The sequence below is a fragment of the Kaistia granuli DSM 23481 genome, from assembly GCF_000380505.1.
Lineage (GTDB): Bacteria > Pseudomonadota > Alphaproteobacteria > Rhizobiales > Kaistiaceae > Kaistia > Kaistia granuli.
The window spans coordinates 163,961-180,983 of record NZ_AQYH01000002.1 but is presented as its reverse complement, the minus strand read 5'-3'; the positions used below and the strand labels follow the sequence as shown (position 1 = coordinate 180,983).

The window sequence follows — 17,023 nt, the reverse complement described above, 5'->3', positions numbered from 1 at the left end:
TGCATCGGTACGGGGAACATATCGGCAGATTTCTATCGATAAGGCTAATGGAAAAGCGAGAATTTCGGTCGCATCAAGACTTCGTTCACCTATTCATAGTTCATTAACAATACGAATCTGTCGGGAGTTTCGAAGTGGCTGTTCTGGTGACGGGCGGTGCCGGCTATATTGGTAGCCATATGGTGTGGCGTCTTGTTGACGCCGGCGAGCCTGTCGTCGTTCTTGATCGCCTGTCCACAGGCTTCCAGTGGGCCGTCGCTCCGGAGGCCGTGTTTGTTGAAGGCGACATTGCCGACGAGGCGCTGGTCGGGCGACTGGTCGCCGAGCATTCCATCGACGCGGTGATCCATTTCGCCGGTTCGATCGTCGTGCCGGAATCGGTGGCCGACCCGCTCGGCTACTATTGGAACAACACGGTCAAATCGCGCGCGCTGATGGCGGCGGTGATCCGGGCTGGCGTGCGGCACTTCATCTTTTCCTCGACCGCCGCCGTCTATGGCGACGCCGGCACCGAGCCGGTCGAGGAGAGTGCGCCGACGCTGCCGCAATCGCCCTACGGCCGCTCCAAGCTGATGACCGAGATGATGCTGGAAGATGCCTCGCATGCGCATGATTTCCGCTATGTGGCGCTGCGCTATTTCAACGTCGCCGGCGCCGATCCGCGCGGCCGCACCGGCCAGTCGACCAAGGGCGCCACGCATCTGATCAAGGTCGCCTGCGAGACGGCGCTCGGCAAGCGCGACCGGATCGAGATCTTCGGCACCGACTATGACACGGCGGACGGCACCTGCGTGCGCGACTACATCCATGTTTCCGATCTCGCCAATGCCCATGCCGACGCGCTCGCCTATCTGCATGCCGGCGGCGACAGCCTGGTCGCCAATTGCGGCTATGGCCATGGCTACAGCGTCCGCGAGGTGATCTCGGCGGTGCGCCGGGCTTCCGGCCGCGATTTCCGCGTCGTCGAGCGCGAACGCCGGCCCGGCGACGTCCCGGCGGTTGTCGCAAATTCGACACGCGCCCGCACCAAGCTCGGCTGGCGACCGCAGCATGACGATCTCGACGACTGCGTCGCGACGGCGCTGGCGTGGGAAGAGGCGCTGGGACGACGAAACCAGCGCGACTGACGGCGCCCCCCGGCGCGACGCGCTCCGGCCCCCCCCCCGCCCGGAGCGGATACCCGAAGAACCCGAGGAGAATTCTGAGACATGGCATTCTGGAGCCCGCCCGTTTCCGCAGTTCAGCCGATCACGGCTGCCGGAACCCGCGTCGTCCTGCTGGTGGTGATGCTGTTGGCCGGATTGCTGCCGGCGATGGCGGACGCCGCCGGCGCGCGCTGGGTGGCGAGCTTCTGGCCCACGGCGCAGAAGGCCGGCATCTCGCGCAGCGTCTACAACGCCGCGCTTGGCAATTTCACCCCCGATCCCGACGTGCTGGCCAAGGCGAGCTCGCAGGCGGAGTTCGTCAAGCCGCTCTGGGAATATCTCGATGGCGCCGTCTCGGCCAAGCGGCTGGAGAACGGCCGCGACATGCTCAAGCAATATGATCGTCAGCTGCGCCAGATCGAACAGGCCTTCGGCGTCGACCGCAGCGTGATCGTCGCGATCTGGGGCATGGAATCCTCCTATGGCCAGGTGCTGACCAACGACAAGATCGTCAAGAACACCATCCGCTCGCTGGCGACGCTCGCCTATCAGGGCGGTTCGCGGGCAAAATACGGCCGCCAGCAGCTGATCGCGGCGCTGAAGATCCTGCAGCGCGGCGATGTCAGCCCCCGCGGCATGGTCGGCTCCTGGGCCGGCGCCATGGGGCATACCCAGTTCATCCCGACCACCTACCAGGCCTATGCCGTCGATTTCGACGGCGATGGCAAGCGCAACATCTGGACCTCGGAGATCGACGCGCTCGCCTCGACCGCCAACTACCTCGCCAAGATGGGCTGGCGGCACGGCCAGACCTGGGGCTACGAGGTCGAGCTGCCGGCCGGCTTCGACTGGCACCATGCCGATTCCGGCAAGTCGCTATCGCTCGACCAGTGGCGCAAGCTCGGCGTGCATCGGGTCGCTGGCCGTCAATTCCCGGCATCGAACGAAGCAGCACGGCTCTATGCACCGGCCGGCGCCGGCGGACCGGCCTTCCTGCTCCTGCACAATTTCCGCGTCATCAAGCGCTACAACAATGCCGACGCCTATGCGCTGGCGGTCGGCCATCTCGCCGATCGGCTGCGCGGCGGCAATGAGTTCGTCTCGGGCTGGCCGCGCCAAGTCCGGCCGCTGGCGGCGTCGGAGCGGGCGGAGCTGCAGTCGCTGCTCGGGCGGCACGGCTTCTATGGCGGCACCGTCGACGGCAAGATCGGCGCCGGCACCAAGAAGGCGATCCGCTCCTACCAGGCGTCGGCCGGCATGATCCCCGATGGCTATGCCTCAACGGGGCTGTTGCAGCGGCTGCGTTCCGGCAGGTAAGATCGTTCCTTAAGGGAAGACCGTCGAGGGCAGGCGGTCGCTTCCCGTCGGATATGGCCATGCTGGTTCGTCTCTTTCGCGCCTTCGCCGTCGTCGTGCTGGTTTCCTTTGCCTTTGTCGGCATCGTGGAGCCCGCATCGGCACAGTTTCGGGGAGGGCCGGCCGGCTTTCTCGATCGGCTGTTCGGCATTGAACGGCCGCCGCCGCAGGATATCCCGCAAAGCGAATTCGGCGGGCGGCGGGCCGTGCCCGGCCAGCGCATCCCGCGTCCGGACCAGCCGCGCAAGAAGCGGCCGGCGGCCCCGGCCGAGCCCGTCTATCCGGCGCTGGAGATCCAGCCGAAGAACCCGGACGCCAAGAAGGTGCTGGTGGTCGGCGACTTTGTCGCCGGCGGCCTCGCCTGGGGCCTCGACCAGGCCTTCGCCGAGGAACCGCGTCTTGCCGTCATCGATCGTTCGGACGGGCCGTCCGGGTTCGTCCGCGACGACCATTTCGACTGGGCCGGCAAGATCTCGGAAGTGCTGGTGGCCGAGAAGCCGGACATGGTGGTCGTGCTGCTCGGCACCAATGACCGCCAGCAGATCAAGACCAAGGACGGCCGTTTCGCGCCGCGCTCGGACGAGTGGCAGAAGGCCTATCAGCAGCGCGTCGAGCGCTTCCTGCTGGCGCTGCAGACCTATGGCAAACCGGTCTACTGGGTCGGCGTGCCGCCGATGCGCTCCAAGGATGCCTCGGCCGACATGGCCTTCCTCAACACGCTGTTCAAGGGCCGTGTCGAGGCGGTCGGCGGCCGGTTCATCGATGTCTGGGACGGTTTCGCCGACGAGAACGGTAAGTTCGTCGCGCGCGGGCCGGATATCGAGGGCCAGACGCGGACGCTGCGCGGCAGCGACGGCATCAATTTCACCAAGTCAGGGCGGCGCAAGCTCGCCTTCTTCGTCGAGCGCGACATCCGCCAGGATAGTGGCTTCGGCCTGCCGATGAGCTCGGTGACGCCGACCAATCCGAACGCGACGATGGAGATCGGCCCGGACGGCAAGGAGCGCCAGGTAGGGCCCGTGATCTCGTTGACCGATCCGGAGCCGGGCGCCGATGGCAAGCTGATCGGCGCCACCGACCAAGCGACGCCGGGACCGGCGGCGGACAGCGACCAGTACAAGCTGACCGTCGAGGGCAAGTCGCCCGCCGCCCAGCCGGGCCGCATCGACGATTTCGCCTGGAAGCCGCCGCATGCCGACGACGAGAGCGCCGAGGCGCCCGGCAGCATCGTCGACGGCATCGTCATCCTGCCGGCGCCGACGGCGGGTGTTCCGGAACTGGGCCCGGCGCTGCGATAGGGGCGGGGAGCTCCGGGACGGCGCTTCCTCTGCGCTGCCTGCTGCCCCGAACATTCGGGCCCAGATCCTGTTGAGCCATGCGGACATGAAAAAGCCCTCGCCGGAGACCGGCGAGGGCTTTCTTGTTGCTGCGTCCTGGGACGGGAGCTGCCGCCTACCAGGCGAGGTTGGTCGCGCCCATCAGGTGCTTGTCGATCGAGTGGGCCGCCTGGCGGCCCTCGCGGATCGCCCACACCACCAGCGACTGGCCGCGGCGCATGTCGCCGGCCGCGAACACCTTGTCGACCGAGGTGCGGTAGCTCTTGGTGTCGGCGGCGAGATTGCCGCGCTTGTCGAGATCGGCGCCGAGTTCGGTCAGCATGCCCTCGTGCAGCGGATGCGCGAAGCCGATTGCCATGAACACGAGATCGGCGCGGATGATGAACTCCGTGCCCTCGATCGGCCGGCGCTTCTCATCGACGCGGGCGCATTCGACGCCCGTGACCTTGCCGTTCTTGCCGACGACCCGCAGCGTCGCGCAGGCGAACTCGCGCTCGGCGCCCTCTGCCTGCGACGAGGAGGTGCGGAACTTGGTCGGCCAGTAGGGCCAGACCGAGAGCTTGTCCTCCTTGAGCGGCGGCATCGGGCGGATGTCGAGCTGGGTGACGGCGAGCGCGCCCTGGCGGAACGAGGTGCCGACGCAGTCGGACGCCGTGTCTCCGCCGCCGATCACGACCACGCGCTTGCCGGTCGCGATGATCGGCTCCTCGTGGATCTCCTCGCGGCCGACGCGGCGGTTCTGCTGGACCAGGAACGGCATGGCGTAGTGCACGCCCTCCAGTTCCGCGCCCGGTAGTTTCGGGTCGCGCGGTGCTTCGGCGCCGCCAGTCAGAAGCACCGCTTCGTGGTCGGCGACCAGCTCTGCCATCGACTTGTTGACGCCGATATTGACGCCGTAGTGGAACGTCGCGCCCTCGGCCTCGATCTGCGCGACGCGCCGGTCGATGAAGTGCTTCTCCATCTTGAAGTCCGGAATGCCGTAGCGCAGCAGGCCGCCGGCCTTGGGCTCGCGCTCATAGACATGGACGTCGTGGCCGGCGCGGGCAAGCTGCTGCGCGGCGGCCATGCCGGCGGGGCCCGAGCCGACGACGGCGACCTTGCGGCCCGTCTTCACGGCCGGGATCTCCGGCTTGATCCAGCCCTGGTCCCACGCCTTGTCGGCGATCGACTGCTCGACCGACTTGATCGCGACCGGCACGTTCTCGAGGTTCAGCGTGCAGGCTTCCTCGCAGGGCGCGGGGCAGATGCGGCCGGTGAACTCCGGGAAGTTGTTGGTCGAATGCAGGTTGCGCGCGGCCTCCTGCCAATCGCCGGAATAGACGAGGTCGTTCCAGTCCGGGATCTGGTTGTGGACCGGACAGCCGGTATCGCCATGGCAGAAGGGAACGCCGCAATCCATGCAGCGCGCTGCCTGCCGAACGACGTCCTGGTCGTTCAGCGGCAGGGTGAATTCCCGGAAGTGCCGGATGCGGTCCGCAGCCGGCTGGTACTTCTGGTCCTGGCGGTCGATTTCGAGGAAGCCCGTTACCTTACCCATTTCTTTCCCCTTACTCGGCCGCCACGCCGTAGCGCGCGCGTTCCATCTCGATCAGTGCGCGCCGATACTCGACCGGCATGACCTTGCGGAATTTCGGACGATAGCTTTCCCAATGCTCCAGGATCTCCTTGGCCCGGCCCGAGCCGGTGTAGTGGAGATGCTTGGAAATCAGCAGATGCAGGCGCTCGTCATCGTGACGGTTCATGTTCGACGTGATGTCGATCCGGCCCTTGTGCTCGATGTCGCCGCCATGGTGGTGCAGCTTTTCCAGCAGGTCGTCCTCTTCCTGGACGGGTTCGATCTCGACCATCGACAGGTTGCAGCGCTCGGCGAAGGTCTCGTCCTCGTCGAGCACATAGGCGATGCCGCCCGACATGCCGGCCGCGAAGTTGCGGCCGGTCTGGCCGATCACGACGACGATGCCGCCCGTCATGTATTCGCAGCCATGGTCGCCGCAGCCCTCGACGACGGCGATCGCGCCCGAATTGCGGACGGAGAAGCGCTCGCCGGCGACGCCGCGGAAATAGGCCTCGCCCTCGGTCGCACCGTAGAGAACGGTGTTGCCGACGATGATCGAGTTTTCCGGCACGATCCGGCTGTTCTCGGCCGGCCGCACGACGATGCGTCCGCCGGAAAGGCCCTTGCCGACATAGTCGTTGCCTTCGCCGATCAGGTCGATCGAGATGCCGCGCGCCAGGAAGGCGGCGAAACTCTGCCCGGCGGTGCCGCGCAGCGTGATGGCGATCGTGTCGTCTGGCAGGCCGTCATTGCCGTAGCGCTTGGCGACCTCGCCCGACAGCATCGCGCCGGCCGAGCGATCGGTGTTGTGGATTGCCGCCTCGATCTGGACCGGCTTGCCGGTCGCGAGCGCCGGCTGTGCCTCGGCGATCAGCTTGCGGTCGAGCACATGCTCGATCGGGTGCTTCTGCAGCTGGGTGTGCCGGATCTCGTCCGGGCCGGCTTCGACCTTGTGGAACAGCTTGGTGAAGTCGAGACCCGATGCCTTCCAGTGGTTCACCGCTGCGACCTTGTCGAGACGATCGGACTGGCCGATCAGCTCTTCCAGGCTGCGCACGCCCATCGCCGCCATCAACTGACGCACTTCCTCGGCCACGAAGAAGAAGAAGTTGATGACGTGTTCCGGCTCGCCCTTGAAGCGCTTGCGCAGGACCGGGTCCTGGGTGGCGACGCCGACCGGGCAGGTGTTCAGATGACACTTGCGCATCATGATGCAGCCGGCCGCGATCAGCGGTGCCGTCGAGAAGGCGAACTCGTCGGCGCCGAGCAGGGCGCCGATGATGACGTCGCGACCGGTGCGGAAGCCGCCATCGACCTGCAGGGCGATGCGTGAACGCAGGCCGTTCAGCACCAGCGTCTGCTGGGTCTCGGCCAGGCCGACTTCCCACGGACTGCCGGCATGCTTCAGCGAGGTCAGCGGCGACGCACCCGTGCCGCCCTCGAAGCCGGAGATCGTGATGTGGTCGGCGCGCGCCTTGGCGACGCCGGCGGCGACCGTGCCGACGCCGACTTCCGAGACGAGCTTGACCGAAACGTCGGCCGCCGGGTTGACGTTCTTCAGATCGAAGATGAGCTGGGCCAGATCCTCGATCGAGTAGATGTCATGGTGCGGCGGCGGCGAGATCAGGCCGACGCCCGGCGTCGAGTGCCGGACCTTGGCGATGGTCGCGTCGACCTTGTGGCCGGGCAACTGGCCGCCTTCGCCGGGCTTGGCACCCTGCGCGACCTTGATCTGCATCACGTCGGAATTGACGAGATATTCCGTCGTCACGCCGAAGCGGCCGGAAGCGATCTGCTTGATCGACGAACGCATCGAGTCGCCGTTCGGCAGCGGCAGGAAGCGCTCGGCCTCCTCGCCGCCCTCGCCGGTGTTCGACTTGCCGCCGATCCGGTTCATGGCGATGGCGAGCGTGGTGTGTGCCTCGCGCGAGATCGAGCCGAACGACATGGCGCCGGTGGCGAAACGCTTGACGATCGCCGCGGCCGGTTCGACCTCGTCGAGCGGCACCGGCGTCAGGCCGACATCCTCCGCCATCTTGATCTCGAACAGGCCGCGCAGCGTCAGCAACGCCTTCGACTGCTCGTTCATCGCCTTGGCGTAGTCCTCGTAGCGCTCCCACGAGCCGATGCGCACGGCATGCTGCAGGGTGGCCACCGAATCCGGCGACCAGGCATGGCGCTCGCCGCGGATTCGGTAGTTGTACTCGCCGCCGATATCGAGCGTGTTGCGCAGCACGGCGCCATTCCCGAAGGCAGCGGCGTGCCGGCGTACAGTCTCCTCGGCGATCTCCTTGAGGCCGACGCCCTCGATGGTGGTGGCGGTGCCGAAGAAGTAGCGGTCGACGAAGTCCGAGGCGAGACCGATCGCGTCGAAGATCTGCGCGCCGCAGTAGGACTGGTAGGTCGAGATGCCCATCTTCGACATGACCTTCAGGATGCCCTTGTCGATCGACTTCACGTAGCGATGCACGATCTCTTCGTCGTCAACCTCCTCGGGGAAGTCCTTCTTCATGTCGGTCAGCGTCTCGAAGGCGAGATAGGGGTTGATCGCCTCGGCGCCGAAACCGGCCAGCGCGCAGAAATGATGCACCTCACGCGCCTCGCCCGTCTCGACGACGAGACCGACCGAGGTCCGAAGGCCCTTGCGGATCAGGTGGTGGTGCACGCCGGCGGTGGCCAGCAGGGCCGGAATAGGGATCCGGTCCGGTCCGATCATGCGATCTGACAGGATGATGATATTGTAGCCGCCATGCACGGCCGCCTCGGCGCGCTCGCAGAGCCGATCCAGCGCGTCGGCCATGCCTTCGGCGCCCTGTGCGATCGCATAGGTGATGTCGAGCGTCTTCGACTGGAACGGGTTGTCGTCCAGCTCGCCGATGGCGCGGATCTTCTCAAGATCCGGGTTCTCCAGGATCGGCTGCCGCACTTCCAGCCGCTTGCGGCGGCCGGCACCCGAGAGGTCGAACAGGTTTGGCCGCGGTCCGATGAAGGAGACGAGGCTCATGACCAGCTCCTCGCGGATCGGATCGATCGGCGGATTGGTCACCTGGGCGAAGTTCTGCTTGAAATAGGTGTAGAGCAGCTTCGACTTGTCGGAGAGCACCGAGATCGGCGTGTCCGTGCCCATCGAGCCGACGGCTTCCTGGCCCGTGGTCGCCATCGGCGCCATCAGGAGCTTCAAATCCTCGGTCGTGTAGCCGAAGGCCTGCTGGCGATCGAGCAGCGTCACGTCGGTACGCGGCGCGCGCGGCGGCACCGGCGGCAGGTCCTCGAGCACGATCTGGGTGCGTGCCAGCCACTCTTGGTAGGGGAGCTTGGTGGCGAGTTCGGTCTTGATCTCCTCGTCGGAGACGATGCGGCCCTGCTCAAGGTCGATCAAAAGCATGCGGCCGGGCTGCAGCCGCCACTTGGTGACGATCTTCTCTTCCGGGATCGGCAGCACGCCGGACTCGGACGAAAGCAGCACGTCGCCGTCCTCGGTGACGAGGTAGCGCGCCGGACGCAGGCCGTTGCGGTCGAGCGTGGCGCCGATGCGCACGCCGTCGGTGAAGGCGACGGCGGCCGGCCCGTCCCAGGGCTCCATCAGGGCGGCGTGATATTCGTAGAAGGCACGCCGCTGCTCGTCCATGAGCGGGTTGCCCGCCCAAGCCTCGGGGATCAGCATCATGGCCGCGTGCGGCAGGGAATAGCCGCCCTGGACCAGGAATTCGAGCGCGTTGTCGAAGCAGGCGGTGTCCGACTGCCCCTCATAGGAGATCGGCCACAGCTTCGAGATGTCGTTGCCGTAGAGCTCGCTATCGACCGAGGCCTGCCGCGCCGCCATCCAGTTGACGTTGCCGCGAACCGTGTTGATCTCGCCGTTATGCGCGACCATGCGGTAGGGATGCGCCAGCCGCCAGGACGGGAAGGTGTTGGTCGAGAAGCGCTGGTGCACGAGCGCGATCGCGCTCTCGAAGCGCTCGTCGTGGAAGTCGCGGTAATAGGCGCCGAGCTGCTCCGCCAGGAACATGCCCTTGTAGACGATTGTCCGCGCCGACAGCGACACGACATAGAAGTCGTTGTTCAGGCCGGAATAGGCGGCGTAGATGCGGTTCGAGATCACCTTGCGGATGATGAACAGCCGACGCTCGAACGCGTCCTCGCTCTCGATGCCCTTGCCGCGGCCGATGAAGACCTGGCGATGGTGCGGCTCGGTGGCGGCGATGTCGGGTGCCTTGGAGAGCGACGAATTGTCGACCGGCACGTCGCGCCAGCCGAGCAGTACCTGGCCTTCGGAGGCGACGACTTCCTCGACGATCTTCTCCATGCCGGCGCGGATCTCCGCGTCCTGGGGCAGGAAGAGGAAGCCGACGGCGTAGGTGCCGGGCGCGCCGACGGCGAAGCCGAGGCGCTCGGCCTCGTCGACGAAGAAGCGATGCGGGATCTGCACGAGCATGCCAGCGCCATCGCCCATCAGCGGGTCGGCGCCGACCGCTCCGCGATGCTCGAGATTGCGGACGATCTGCAGCCCGCTCTGGACAATACGGTGCGACTTCTCGTTCTTCAGGTTCGCGATGAAGCCGACGCCGCAGGCGTCGTGCTCGTTGCGTGGGTCATACAGGCCCTGGGCACCTATTCCGCCGGCCTTGTTACGGGCGGCGGTGCTTTTGGCCGCGCGGGCCGTCGCCGCTGCTGCCATCTGCATTTCCGCTTCACGTAAGACCTTCGGCATCTGAGTGCCCTCTCATCCTCTATGGTTCATCATTCGACGTCTCGACCGGCCGCTCTCCCGCCTGTCCCTTGGAAGGGACATTTGGATGACCAACCGGCGTACCCGCCGTATTCGATACTAAAGACGCTGGGCGTCCAAATCGTCTCGCCGCGCCGTTCCAGCGTCGCAACGCCGGCCCCTTCGGGCCGGGCACCTGTCGCAAGCAAGGTTCATTCCGAACCCGCTCGCCCGTCTCGCCAATGCGCCGAAACGCCTGACGTTGCCTTGAATAATGGGACAGCAAGACTGTCCTAATTCAAGGCGCGCCAAAATGCCAGAACTCTCTCGGCACGGCAAGCGGGTTGATGATCACGCATTGTGTTTGTTTCGAAAGGTGCGCAGCCATCATACTTTCGTTCCCGAATGTAGCTCAATAACGTAACAAAGTTGCAAAACTGGCTTGTGACGCTGCGTCATTTCCCGCGGCCGCCAAATGGCATTTCTTGCCGTAATTTTAGGCAGGCGCCGCAACGGAATTAGGCGGCGCCGTCCGGGCCCGATCGCGGCGATTGGGGGCTTGCGCTTCGGCCCGCTCGTCCGCGATATGGCGTCATGATTTTTGCAAGCGACAATTGGACAGGGGCCTCCGACCGCGTGGCGGCCGCTCTTGTCGAGGCGGCCGGCGCCACAGCCCCGGCCTATGGCAGCGATCCGTTGACGGCGTCGGTGGAGGCGGCGTTCGCGCGCGTCTTCGAGCGGGACGTGGCGGCTTTCTTCGTTGCGACGGGGACGGCGGCGAACGCGCTGTCGCTGGCACAGTTCGCCCGCCCCGGCGGCGTCGTCTTCTGCCATCGCGACGCGCATATCGCGGTCGACGAGGGCGGCGCGCCGGAGTTCTTCGGCGGCGGCACGCGGCTGCACCGCATCGACGGCGCCAACGGCAAGCTGCATCCGGCCGATCTCGCTGCCGCGATCGCGCTCTACCCGGCCGAGGCGGTGCATCACGGCCAGCCGGTGGCGGTATCGATCAGCCAGCTGACCGAGGCCGGCACGGCCTATCAACCGGCGGAAATCGCCGCTTTGGCGGCCGTTACGCGGGGCGCGGGCCTGCCGCTGCATATGGACGGAGCGCGCTTCGGCAATGCGGTCGCCGGGCTTGGTGTCTCGCCGGCCGAGGCGAGCTGGCGGGCCGGTGTTGACGTGCTCTCCTTCGGCGGCTCGAAGAATGGCTGCTTCGCCGCCGAGGCCGTGATCTTCTTCGATCGTGGCCAGGCGCGGGGCTTCGAATTCCATCGCAAGCGCGCCGGCCACCTGTTCTCGAAGAGCAGCTTCGTCGCGGCCCAGTTCCACGCCTATCTCACCGACGATCACTGGCTTGAGCTCGCCGGCCACGCCAATGCCATGGCGCGCCGCCTGGCGGCCGGGATCGAGGCGGCGGATGACGCCACGCTCGCCTTCCTGCCGGACGGCAACGAGGTGTTCGCGGTGATCTCGAAGGCGGTCGATGCGCGTCTGCGCGCGGCGGGGGCGGTCTACTACGAATGGCCGCCGGAGGGACTGGTCGACAGCGCGCGCCGGGGCGATTTCATCGCGATCCGGCTGGTGACCAGCTTCCGGACCCGCGCCGAGGACGTCGACAATTTCGTGCGAATTATTTCAGCAGTCGACGCCTAGAAAATAGGCGCCCCACTTTTGTGGGGCGCCCCATCAACAGGCTGCTATCGCGAGCCGATTCAGGCGGCCTTCGCCTCGATCTGCTGGCTGGCGTTCTTGCCGCTGGTGATCGCGATCGTGCGCGGCTTCATCGCTTCCGGAATCTCGCGGACGAGTTCGACGTGCAGAAGGCCGTTTTCGAGTCGGGCGCCCTTCACTTCGACATGGTCGGCGAGCTGGAATCGGCGCTCGAAGGACCGGGCGGCGATGCCGCGATACAGAACTTCGGCATCCTTGCCGTCTTCGACCTTCTTCTCGCCCTTCACGGTGAGCGTGTTCTCGCGCGATTCGATCGAGAGTTCACTCTCGCCGAAACCGGCGACCGCCATGGTGATGCGATAGGCGTTCTCGCCCGTGCGCTCGATGTTGTAGGGCGGATAGCCGGGCACGCCGGCCTCGACGCCAGTCGACTGGTCGAGCAGGGAGAAGAGACGGTCGAAACCGACGGTGGAGCGATAGAGGGGGCTCAGGTCAAACGTACGCATGGGTGTCCTCCTTCAGAGCGACAGAAGTTCCAAAATCACGCGTCACCGCCATTCTTGGCCGGTGTCGCGCGCCTCGCGGACCCGATTTCGGCATCCGCAGAGAGGATGTGGGAAGCAGTCCCGGCGTCTTCAAGAGGGTGTCCGCCGCACGGCTCCCGCACGTCAGCGGCTTGGCTGAACGGCACATGAACGGCCAGTTCGGATGGTGTTCAGGCGACCACCGCTAGTTTCGTCCTCAAGGCCGGCGAGGAGCATGATCGTCCGGCCAAACTTCTGGAGAATCCAAAATGATCAAGGCCATTCTCGCCACGACCGCGCTGATCGGAGCCCTTGCCGCCCCGATGGCGGCGCAGGCGCAGGACTATCGGTTCGAGGGCGGCCGGGGCGGTTACGAGGACGGCCGCGGCCGTTATGAAGGCCCGCGTGGCGCCGGCCCGCGCGACGGCTATCGCGACGATCGCCGCCGCCGTCCGCTCGGCACACGCGAGCTCTACCGGGCGATTCGCTACCAGGGCTATCGAGACATCAATGTCATCCGCGACCGCCGCGACGTGTCGATCGTCCGCGCCTCGGCCCGCGGCCGCGACTTTATCCTTGTGGTGGATGCCTATTCCGGCGAGGTCCTGCGCCGTCGCCTGGTCGACAATGGCTGGCGCGGCGAGCGCGGCTGGCATGGCGGCTGGGGCGACGACTGGCGCCGCTGGTAATCGCGGCCCCGAGCACTCGGGCTCCGACCTGTCGGCTGGTCTCGATCTGCCCCCCGCACGAGATCGGCCTGTCAGCCGGCGACATCGCGAGATGTCGCCGGTTTTTCGTCTGCGGGCTTTGCTTGTCGGTCCCGGGCGGCTCGGCTAAGACCGACAGGACCCTCGAACGCGGACATGCGCGGCGGATGAGCCTGATTTCCCTTCCCGACAATCCGATTCCTTCCGGCGCCGTCGAGCACACGGTCACGACGCCGGACGGCGTGAAGCTGCGCGCCGCCGTCTGGCGTCCGGCCGGCCAGCGCAAGGGCACCATCTGCCTGGTGCACGGCCGCGCCGAGGCGATCGAGAAATACTTTGAGGTGATCGGCGAACTGCTCGATCGGGGTTTTGCCGTCGCCACTTTCGACTGGCGCGGGCAGGGCGGCTCCGACCGGCGCCTGCACAATCCCCGCAAGGGCCATGTCGACGACTTTTCCGAATATGAGCGCGACCTGGAAGCCTTCATGCAGCAGGTCGCGCTGCCCGATTGTCCGCCGCCCTATTTCGGGCTCGCCCATTCGACCGGCGGGTTGGTTTGCCTGCGCGTGGCGCGACGCTCGCGGCAGATCTTCTCGCGCATGGTGCTGGCTTCGCCGCTGCTCGATTTCGGTGGCTTCGCGCCGTCGCGCGGCGTGATCAACTTCACCGCCGGCGCCTTTTCCCTGCTCGGCCTCGGCGACGCCTTTCCGCCCGGCGCCAAGATCGCCCAGGTCGAGGAACGCGGTTTCGCCGGCAATCCGCTGACCAGCGACCCGCGCCGCTTCGCCCGCACGGTGGCGGTCGGCAAGGCGCATCCGGAACTGACCGTCGGCGCGCCGACGATTTCCTGGCTGCATGCCGCCTGCCGGGCGATGAACGAGGCCGCCAATCCGGCCTTCGCCGCCTCGATCCGCATCCCGACGCTGATGATCGCGGCGGGCGAGGACAGGGTGGTGTCGCCGCTCGCCATTGAACGATTCGCCCGCGAGATGCGGATCGGCTCGCAGATCGTCATTCCCGGCGCCCGCCATGAAATCCTGATGGAGCGCGATCCGATCCGCGGCCTGTTCTGGGCCGCCTTCGACGCCTTCATCCCCGGCTCGCCGGCCTAACCGTCGAGCGCTTCTTGCCCGTCAGGGGCCGGCGGCCTTGCCGTGACTCCGGCAAGCCCTTGTTCCGGCGGGTGGTTTTTATCCGGCGGATTTGCGAACCTCGGCGCCTTCCAACAGCAGGATATCGCCATGGATCTCAAACTGAACGACAAGACCGCCCTGGTGTTCGGCGGCTCGCGCGGCCTCGGCCGGGCGGTCGCCGCCGAGCTCGCGGCGGAGGGCGCCAGGGTCGTCATCGTCGCGCGCGATGCGGCCCGGGTCGAGACGGTGGCGGCGGAACTGGGCGTGATCGGCCTGGCGGGCGACGTCTCGAAGCCGGGCGCCAGCCGCGCGCTGGTCGGCAAGGCGGCCGCGCTTCTCGGCTCCGGCCCCGATATTCTTGTCACCAATACCGGCGGTCCGGCGCCGGGCAATTTCGAGGACATCTCCGATGCCGCCTGGCAGGCCGGCTTCGACAATCTCTGGATGAGCTTCGTCGAAAGCGTCGGCGCGGCGCTGCCGGCGATGCGGGCGAAGGGTTTCGGGCGCATCCTCGCGGTGACATCAGTCGCGGCCAAGGAGCCGATGTCCGGTCTCGTCGTCTCGAACGGCCTGCGCGCGGGTCTGCTCGGCCTGGTCAATTCGATCAGCCGCGATGTCGCGGCCGCCGGCATCACCGTCAATGCGCTGATGCCGGGCTATACCAACACCGACCGCATGAAGGATCTCGGCGTCACCAGCGCGAAGGTCGGCTCGAAGATCCCCGCCGGCCGCATCGGCGAGCCGGAAGAGTTCGCAGCCCTCGCCGCCTTCCTTGCCTCGGAGCGCGCCGGCTACATCACCGGCCAGGCGATCGCCGTCGACGGCGGCTATCTGCAGTCGATCTAGGCGGCGGGCAGGGCGGTGCTTCGGCGTCGCCCCGTTCGCGTCAGGCGGAACGGTTGAGCGTCGCCAGGATCTTCTCGTGCAGGCGCGCGTCACCGCTCGCCACCACGCGACCGCCGCTGGTTGCCGGGCCGCCTTCCCAGTTGGTGACCCGGCCGCCGGCGCCCTCGATGACGGGGATCAGCGCGACGATGTCGTAGGGATGCAGGCCGACTTCGATGACGGCATCGACGAAGCCGGCCGCGACCATGCAATAGGCGTAGCAGTCGCAGCCATAGCGCACGAGGCGGACCTGACTCTCGACCCGCTCATAGGCTTCGCGATCGGCGCCCTTGAACAGCGCCGGCGTCGTCGTGAACAGCACCGCTTCTTCGATGGTCTCGCAGGACCGCGTCTTCAGGGCGCGGTCGCCGTCCGGGCCGGTGTACCAGGCGCGGCTGCCGTCGCCGGCGAATCGCTCGCGGGTGAAGGGCTGCGCCATCATGCCGAGCGCCGGCTTGCCGCCGGAGACGAGGCCGATCAGCGTGCCCCAGACCGGCAGGCCGGAAATGAAGGCGCGCGTGCCGTCAATCGGGTCGAGGATCCAGACGTTTTCGGCGTCGGCGTTCTCGTCGTCGAACTCCTCGCCCATGATGCCGTGCTCAGGATAATGCGCGTTGATCAGGGCCCGCAGCGCCTCCTCCGAGGCCCGGTCCGCCACGGTCACCGGATCGAAGCCGGACGCCGCCTTGTTCTCCACCGAATCGAGTGCCCGAAAATGCGGCATGATCGCTTTTCCGGCAGAATCGGCGAGCTTGTCGAGGAATTCGATCAGGGCGGGCGTGGTCATGATGGAGGCTCCAGAGGCTTCTGCATGCGTGCCATGCGGCATTCGCACGCCGCCGTTATTTTCAGAACTGTCTGTCTAACAGGCTGATTTCAATTGTCTATTTCTATTCGCCTGAGCATGGCGCGTGTCTCGGTCGCAGCGCGTGTGGCCGAATCGTCGCAGCGGAAGGTCGATGTCGGAAAGGGTCTTGATCTTTTTGCAGTGCAAGCGCAATTTATTGCGGTGCGGTAGCTCGATTGGCGTCGACCTACCGCTGCCCTTCTTGGGCGTTTCCTCCCTAGACTTGGGCCGCCTCGTTTCACGAGCGGCCCTTTTTTCTGCTTGGAATCCTATTCGGCCGCCTCGGGCAGGGGATAGAGCGCGGCGTCCGGTACGCTCGATAGCGCCGCCGTGAAGCGCGCCAGGTCGGCGGCGAGCCGCTCGAAGCCGGAATTCAGCTGCAGCGTCCGCTCGTTCATGTAGAGGCCGCGATTGATCTCGATCTGCAGCGCATGCAGGCCGCGATCCGGCCGTCCGTAATGCTCGGTGATGAATCCGCCGGCATAGGGCTTGTTGCGCGCGACCGCGTAGCCGGCATCGGTCAGGATCGCGTGGGCTGCTTCCGAGATCGCCGGCGCGCAGCTGGTGCCGTAGCGGTCGCCGAGCACGATGTCGGCTCGCGCTCGGCCCGGCGCCGCCCGCACCGAGGACGGCATCGAATGGCAATCGACCAGCACGCAATAGCCGAAGCGCTGGTGCGTCGTCGCCAGCGTCTGGCGCAACGTCTCGTGATAGGGCTTGTAGATCGTCTCGATGCGGTGCAACGCGCTGGCGACCGGGATCGGCTCGGCATAGATCTCGACATTCTCCGAGACGACGCGGGCGATGGTGCCGAGGCCGCCGGCGACACGCAGTGAGCGCACATTGGCATAGGGCGGCAATTCGCCGTCGAACATGCGCGGATCGAGCTCGTAGGGCTCGCGATTCACATCCAGCCAGGCGCGCGGAAAATGCGCCCGCATCAGGGGCGCGCCGAGCGGCACCACCGAGGCGAACAGATCGTCGACGAACGTATCCTCCGAACGGCGGATCATCCGTTCGTCGAGCTTCGAGGCCTCGAGGAAGTCGGCCGGATAGACGCGGCCGCTATGTGGCGAGTTGAAGACGAACGGAATGCGCTGCTCGGCCGGAGCGACCACTTCGAAGGGAAGCGCATTCGGAAGGTCCAGCGCG

At 66.6% G+C, this 17,023-nt stretch carries 12 protein-coding genes; 7 read left to right on the top strand and 5 right to left on the bottom strand.

Going from position 1 to position 17,023, the window contains the following annotated elements:
- Positions 1-134 precede the first annotated feature (134 nt).
- The 3 genes from galE (at position 135) to G342_RS22940 (ending at position 3,799) form a co-directional block, all read left to right on the top strand.
- The gene (gene galE / locus G342_RS0101945; RefSeq protein ID WP_018181418.1) at positions 135-1,127 is read left to right on the top strand and encodes a UDP-glucose 4-epimerase GalE; all 993 of its coding nucleotides are present in this window, start codon (positions 135-137) and stop codon (positions 1,125-1,127) included.
- Between the two features lie 81 nt (positions 1,128-1,208).
- Entirely contained in the window at positions 1,209-2,462 is a 1,254-nt protein-coding gene (locus tag G342_RS0101940; RefSeq protein ID WP_018181417.1) for a lytic murein transglycosylase, read from the top strand.
- 59 nt (positions 2,463-2,521) lie between these two features.
- A complete protein-coding gene (locus G342_RS22940) occupies positions 2,522-3,799 on the top strand; it encodes an SGNH/GDSL hydrolase family protein (protein WP_018181416.1) in 1,278 nt (425 codons plus the stop codon).
- Positions 3,800-3,953: 154 nt separating this feature from the next.
- On the opposite strand, the gene G342_RS0101930 is transcribed toward G342_RS22940, so the two are convergent.
- Both G342_RS0101930 and gltB read right to left on the bottom strand, forming a co-directional pair.
- Positions 3,954-5,375, bottom strand: coding sequence for a glutamate synthase subunit beta (locus tag G342_RS0101930; RefSeq protein WP_018181415.1), 1,422 nt, complete (start codon positions 5,373-5,375; stop codon positions 3,954-3,956).
- Between the two features lie 10 nt (positions 5,376-5,385).
- A complete protein-coding gene (gene gltB / locus G342_RS0101925; protein WP_051094043.1) occupies positions 5,386-10,104 on the bottom strand; it encodes a glutamate synthase large subunit in 4,719 nt (1,572 codons plus the stop codon).
- A 591-nt stretch (positions 10,105-10,695) separates the two neighbouring features.
- Here gltB and G342_RS0101920 point away from each other — a divergent pair.
- A complete protein-coding gene (locus G342_RS0101920) occupies positions 10,696-11,757 on the top strand; it encodes a threonine aldolase family protein (RefSeq protein WP_018181413.1) in 1,062 nt (353 codons plus the stop codon).
- A 59-nt stretch (positions 11,758-11,816) separates the two neighbouring features.
- Here G342_RS0101920 and G342_RS0101915 read toward each other — a convergent pair whose 3' ends face one another.
- Entirely contained in the window at positions 11,817-12,281 is a 465-nt protein-coding gene (locus tag G342_RS0101915; protein WP_018181412.1) for an Hsp20 family protein, read from the bottom strand.
- 287 nt (positions 12,282-12,568) lie between these two features.
- Here G342_RS0101915 and G342_RS0101910 point away from each other — a divergent pair, with 287 nt between their 5' ends.
- The 3 genes from G342_RS0101910 (at position 12,569) to G342_RS0101900 (ending at position 14,985) form a co-directional block, all read left to right on the top strand.
- Positions 12,569-12,988, top strand: a complete 420-nt coding sequence (locus tag G342_RS0101910) for a hypothetical protein (protein WP_018181411.1) — start codon at positions 12,569-12,571, stop codon at positions 12,986-12,988.
- Positions 12,989-13,173: 185 nt separating this feature from the next.
- Positions 13,174-14,118 carry an alpha/beta fold hydrolase gene (locus tag G342_RS0101905; RefSeq protein WP_018181410.1) on the top strand — a complete coding sequence of 315 codons (945 nt, stop codon included), beginning with the start codon at positions 13,174-13,176 and terminating at the stop codon, positions 14,116-14,118.
- A 129-nt stretch (positions 14,119-14,247) separates the two neighbouring features.
- The gene (locus G342_RS0101900) at positions 14,248-14,985 is read left to right on the top strand and encodes an SDR family oxidoreductase (protein WP_018181409.1); all 738 of its coding nucleotides are present in this window, start codon (positions 14,248-14,250) and stop codon (positions 14,983-14,985) included.
- A gap of 40 nt (positions 14,986-15,025) precedes the next feature.
- On the opposite strand, the gene hisN is transcribed toward G342_RS0101900, so the two are convergent.
- Both hisN and G342_RS0101890 read right to left on the bottom strand, forming a co-directional pair.
- On the bottom strand, positions 15,026-15,811 hold the full coding sequence (hisN, locus tag G342_RS0101895) for a histidinol-phosphatase (RefSeq protein WP_018181408.1): 786 nt from the start codon (positions 15,809-15,811) through the stop codon (positions 15,026-15,028).
- A gap of 329 nt (positions 15,812-16,140) precedes the next feature.
- Positions 16,141-17,019 carry an N-formylglutamate amidohydrolase gene (locus G342_RS0101890; protein ID WP_026304030.1) on the bottom strand — a complete coding sequence of 293 codons (879 nt, stop codon included), beginning with the start codon at positions 17,017-17,019 and terminating at the stop codon, positions 16,141-16,143.
- Positions 17,020-17,023: the final 4 nt, after the last annotated feature.

Bases quoted from the DNA above. Each gene is read 5' to 3' on its own strand.
- G342_RS0101940 (WP_018181417.1), top strand. From the start codon at position 1,209: ATGGCATTCTGGAGCCCGCCCGTTTCCGCAGTTCAGCCGATCACGGCT.
- G342_RS22940 (WP_018181416.1), top strand. From the start codon at position 2,522: ATGCTGGTTCGTCTCTTTCGCGCCTTCGCCGTCGTCGTGCTGGTTTCC.
- G342_RS0101930 (WP_018181415.1), bottom strand. From the start codon at position 5,375: ATGGGTAAGGTAACGGGCTTCCTCGAAATCGACCGCCAGGACCAGAAG.
- gltB (WP_051094043.1), bottom strand. From the start codon at position 10,104: ATGCCGAAGGTCTTACGTGAAGCGGAAATGCAGATGGCAGCAGCGGCG.
- G342_RS0101920 (WP_018181413.1), top strand. From the start codon at position 10,696: ATGATTTTTGCAAGCGACAATTGGACAGGGGCCTCCGACCGCGTGGCG.
- G342_RS0101915 (WP_018181412.1), bottom strand. From the start codon at position 12,281: ATGCGTACGTTTGACCTGAGCCCCCTCTATCGCTCCACCGTCGGTTTC.
- G342_RS0101910 (WP_018181411.1), top strand. From the start codon at position 12,569: ATGATCAAGGCCATTCTCGCCACGACCGCGCTGATCGGAGCCCTTGCC.
- G342_RS0101905 (WP_018181410.1), top strand. From the start codon at position 13,174: ATGAGCCTGATTTCCCTTCCCGACAATCCGATTCCTTCCGGCGCCGTC.
- G342_RS0101900 (WP_018181409.1), top strand. From the start codon at position 14,248: ATGGATCTCAAACTGAACGACAAGACCGCCCTGGTGTTCGGCGGCTCG.
- hisN (WP_018181408.1), bottom strand. From the start codon at position 15,811: ATGACCACGCCCGCCCTGATCGAATTCCTCGACAAGCTCGCCGATTCT.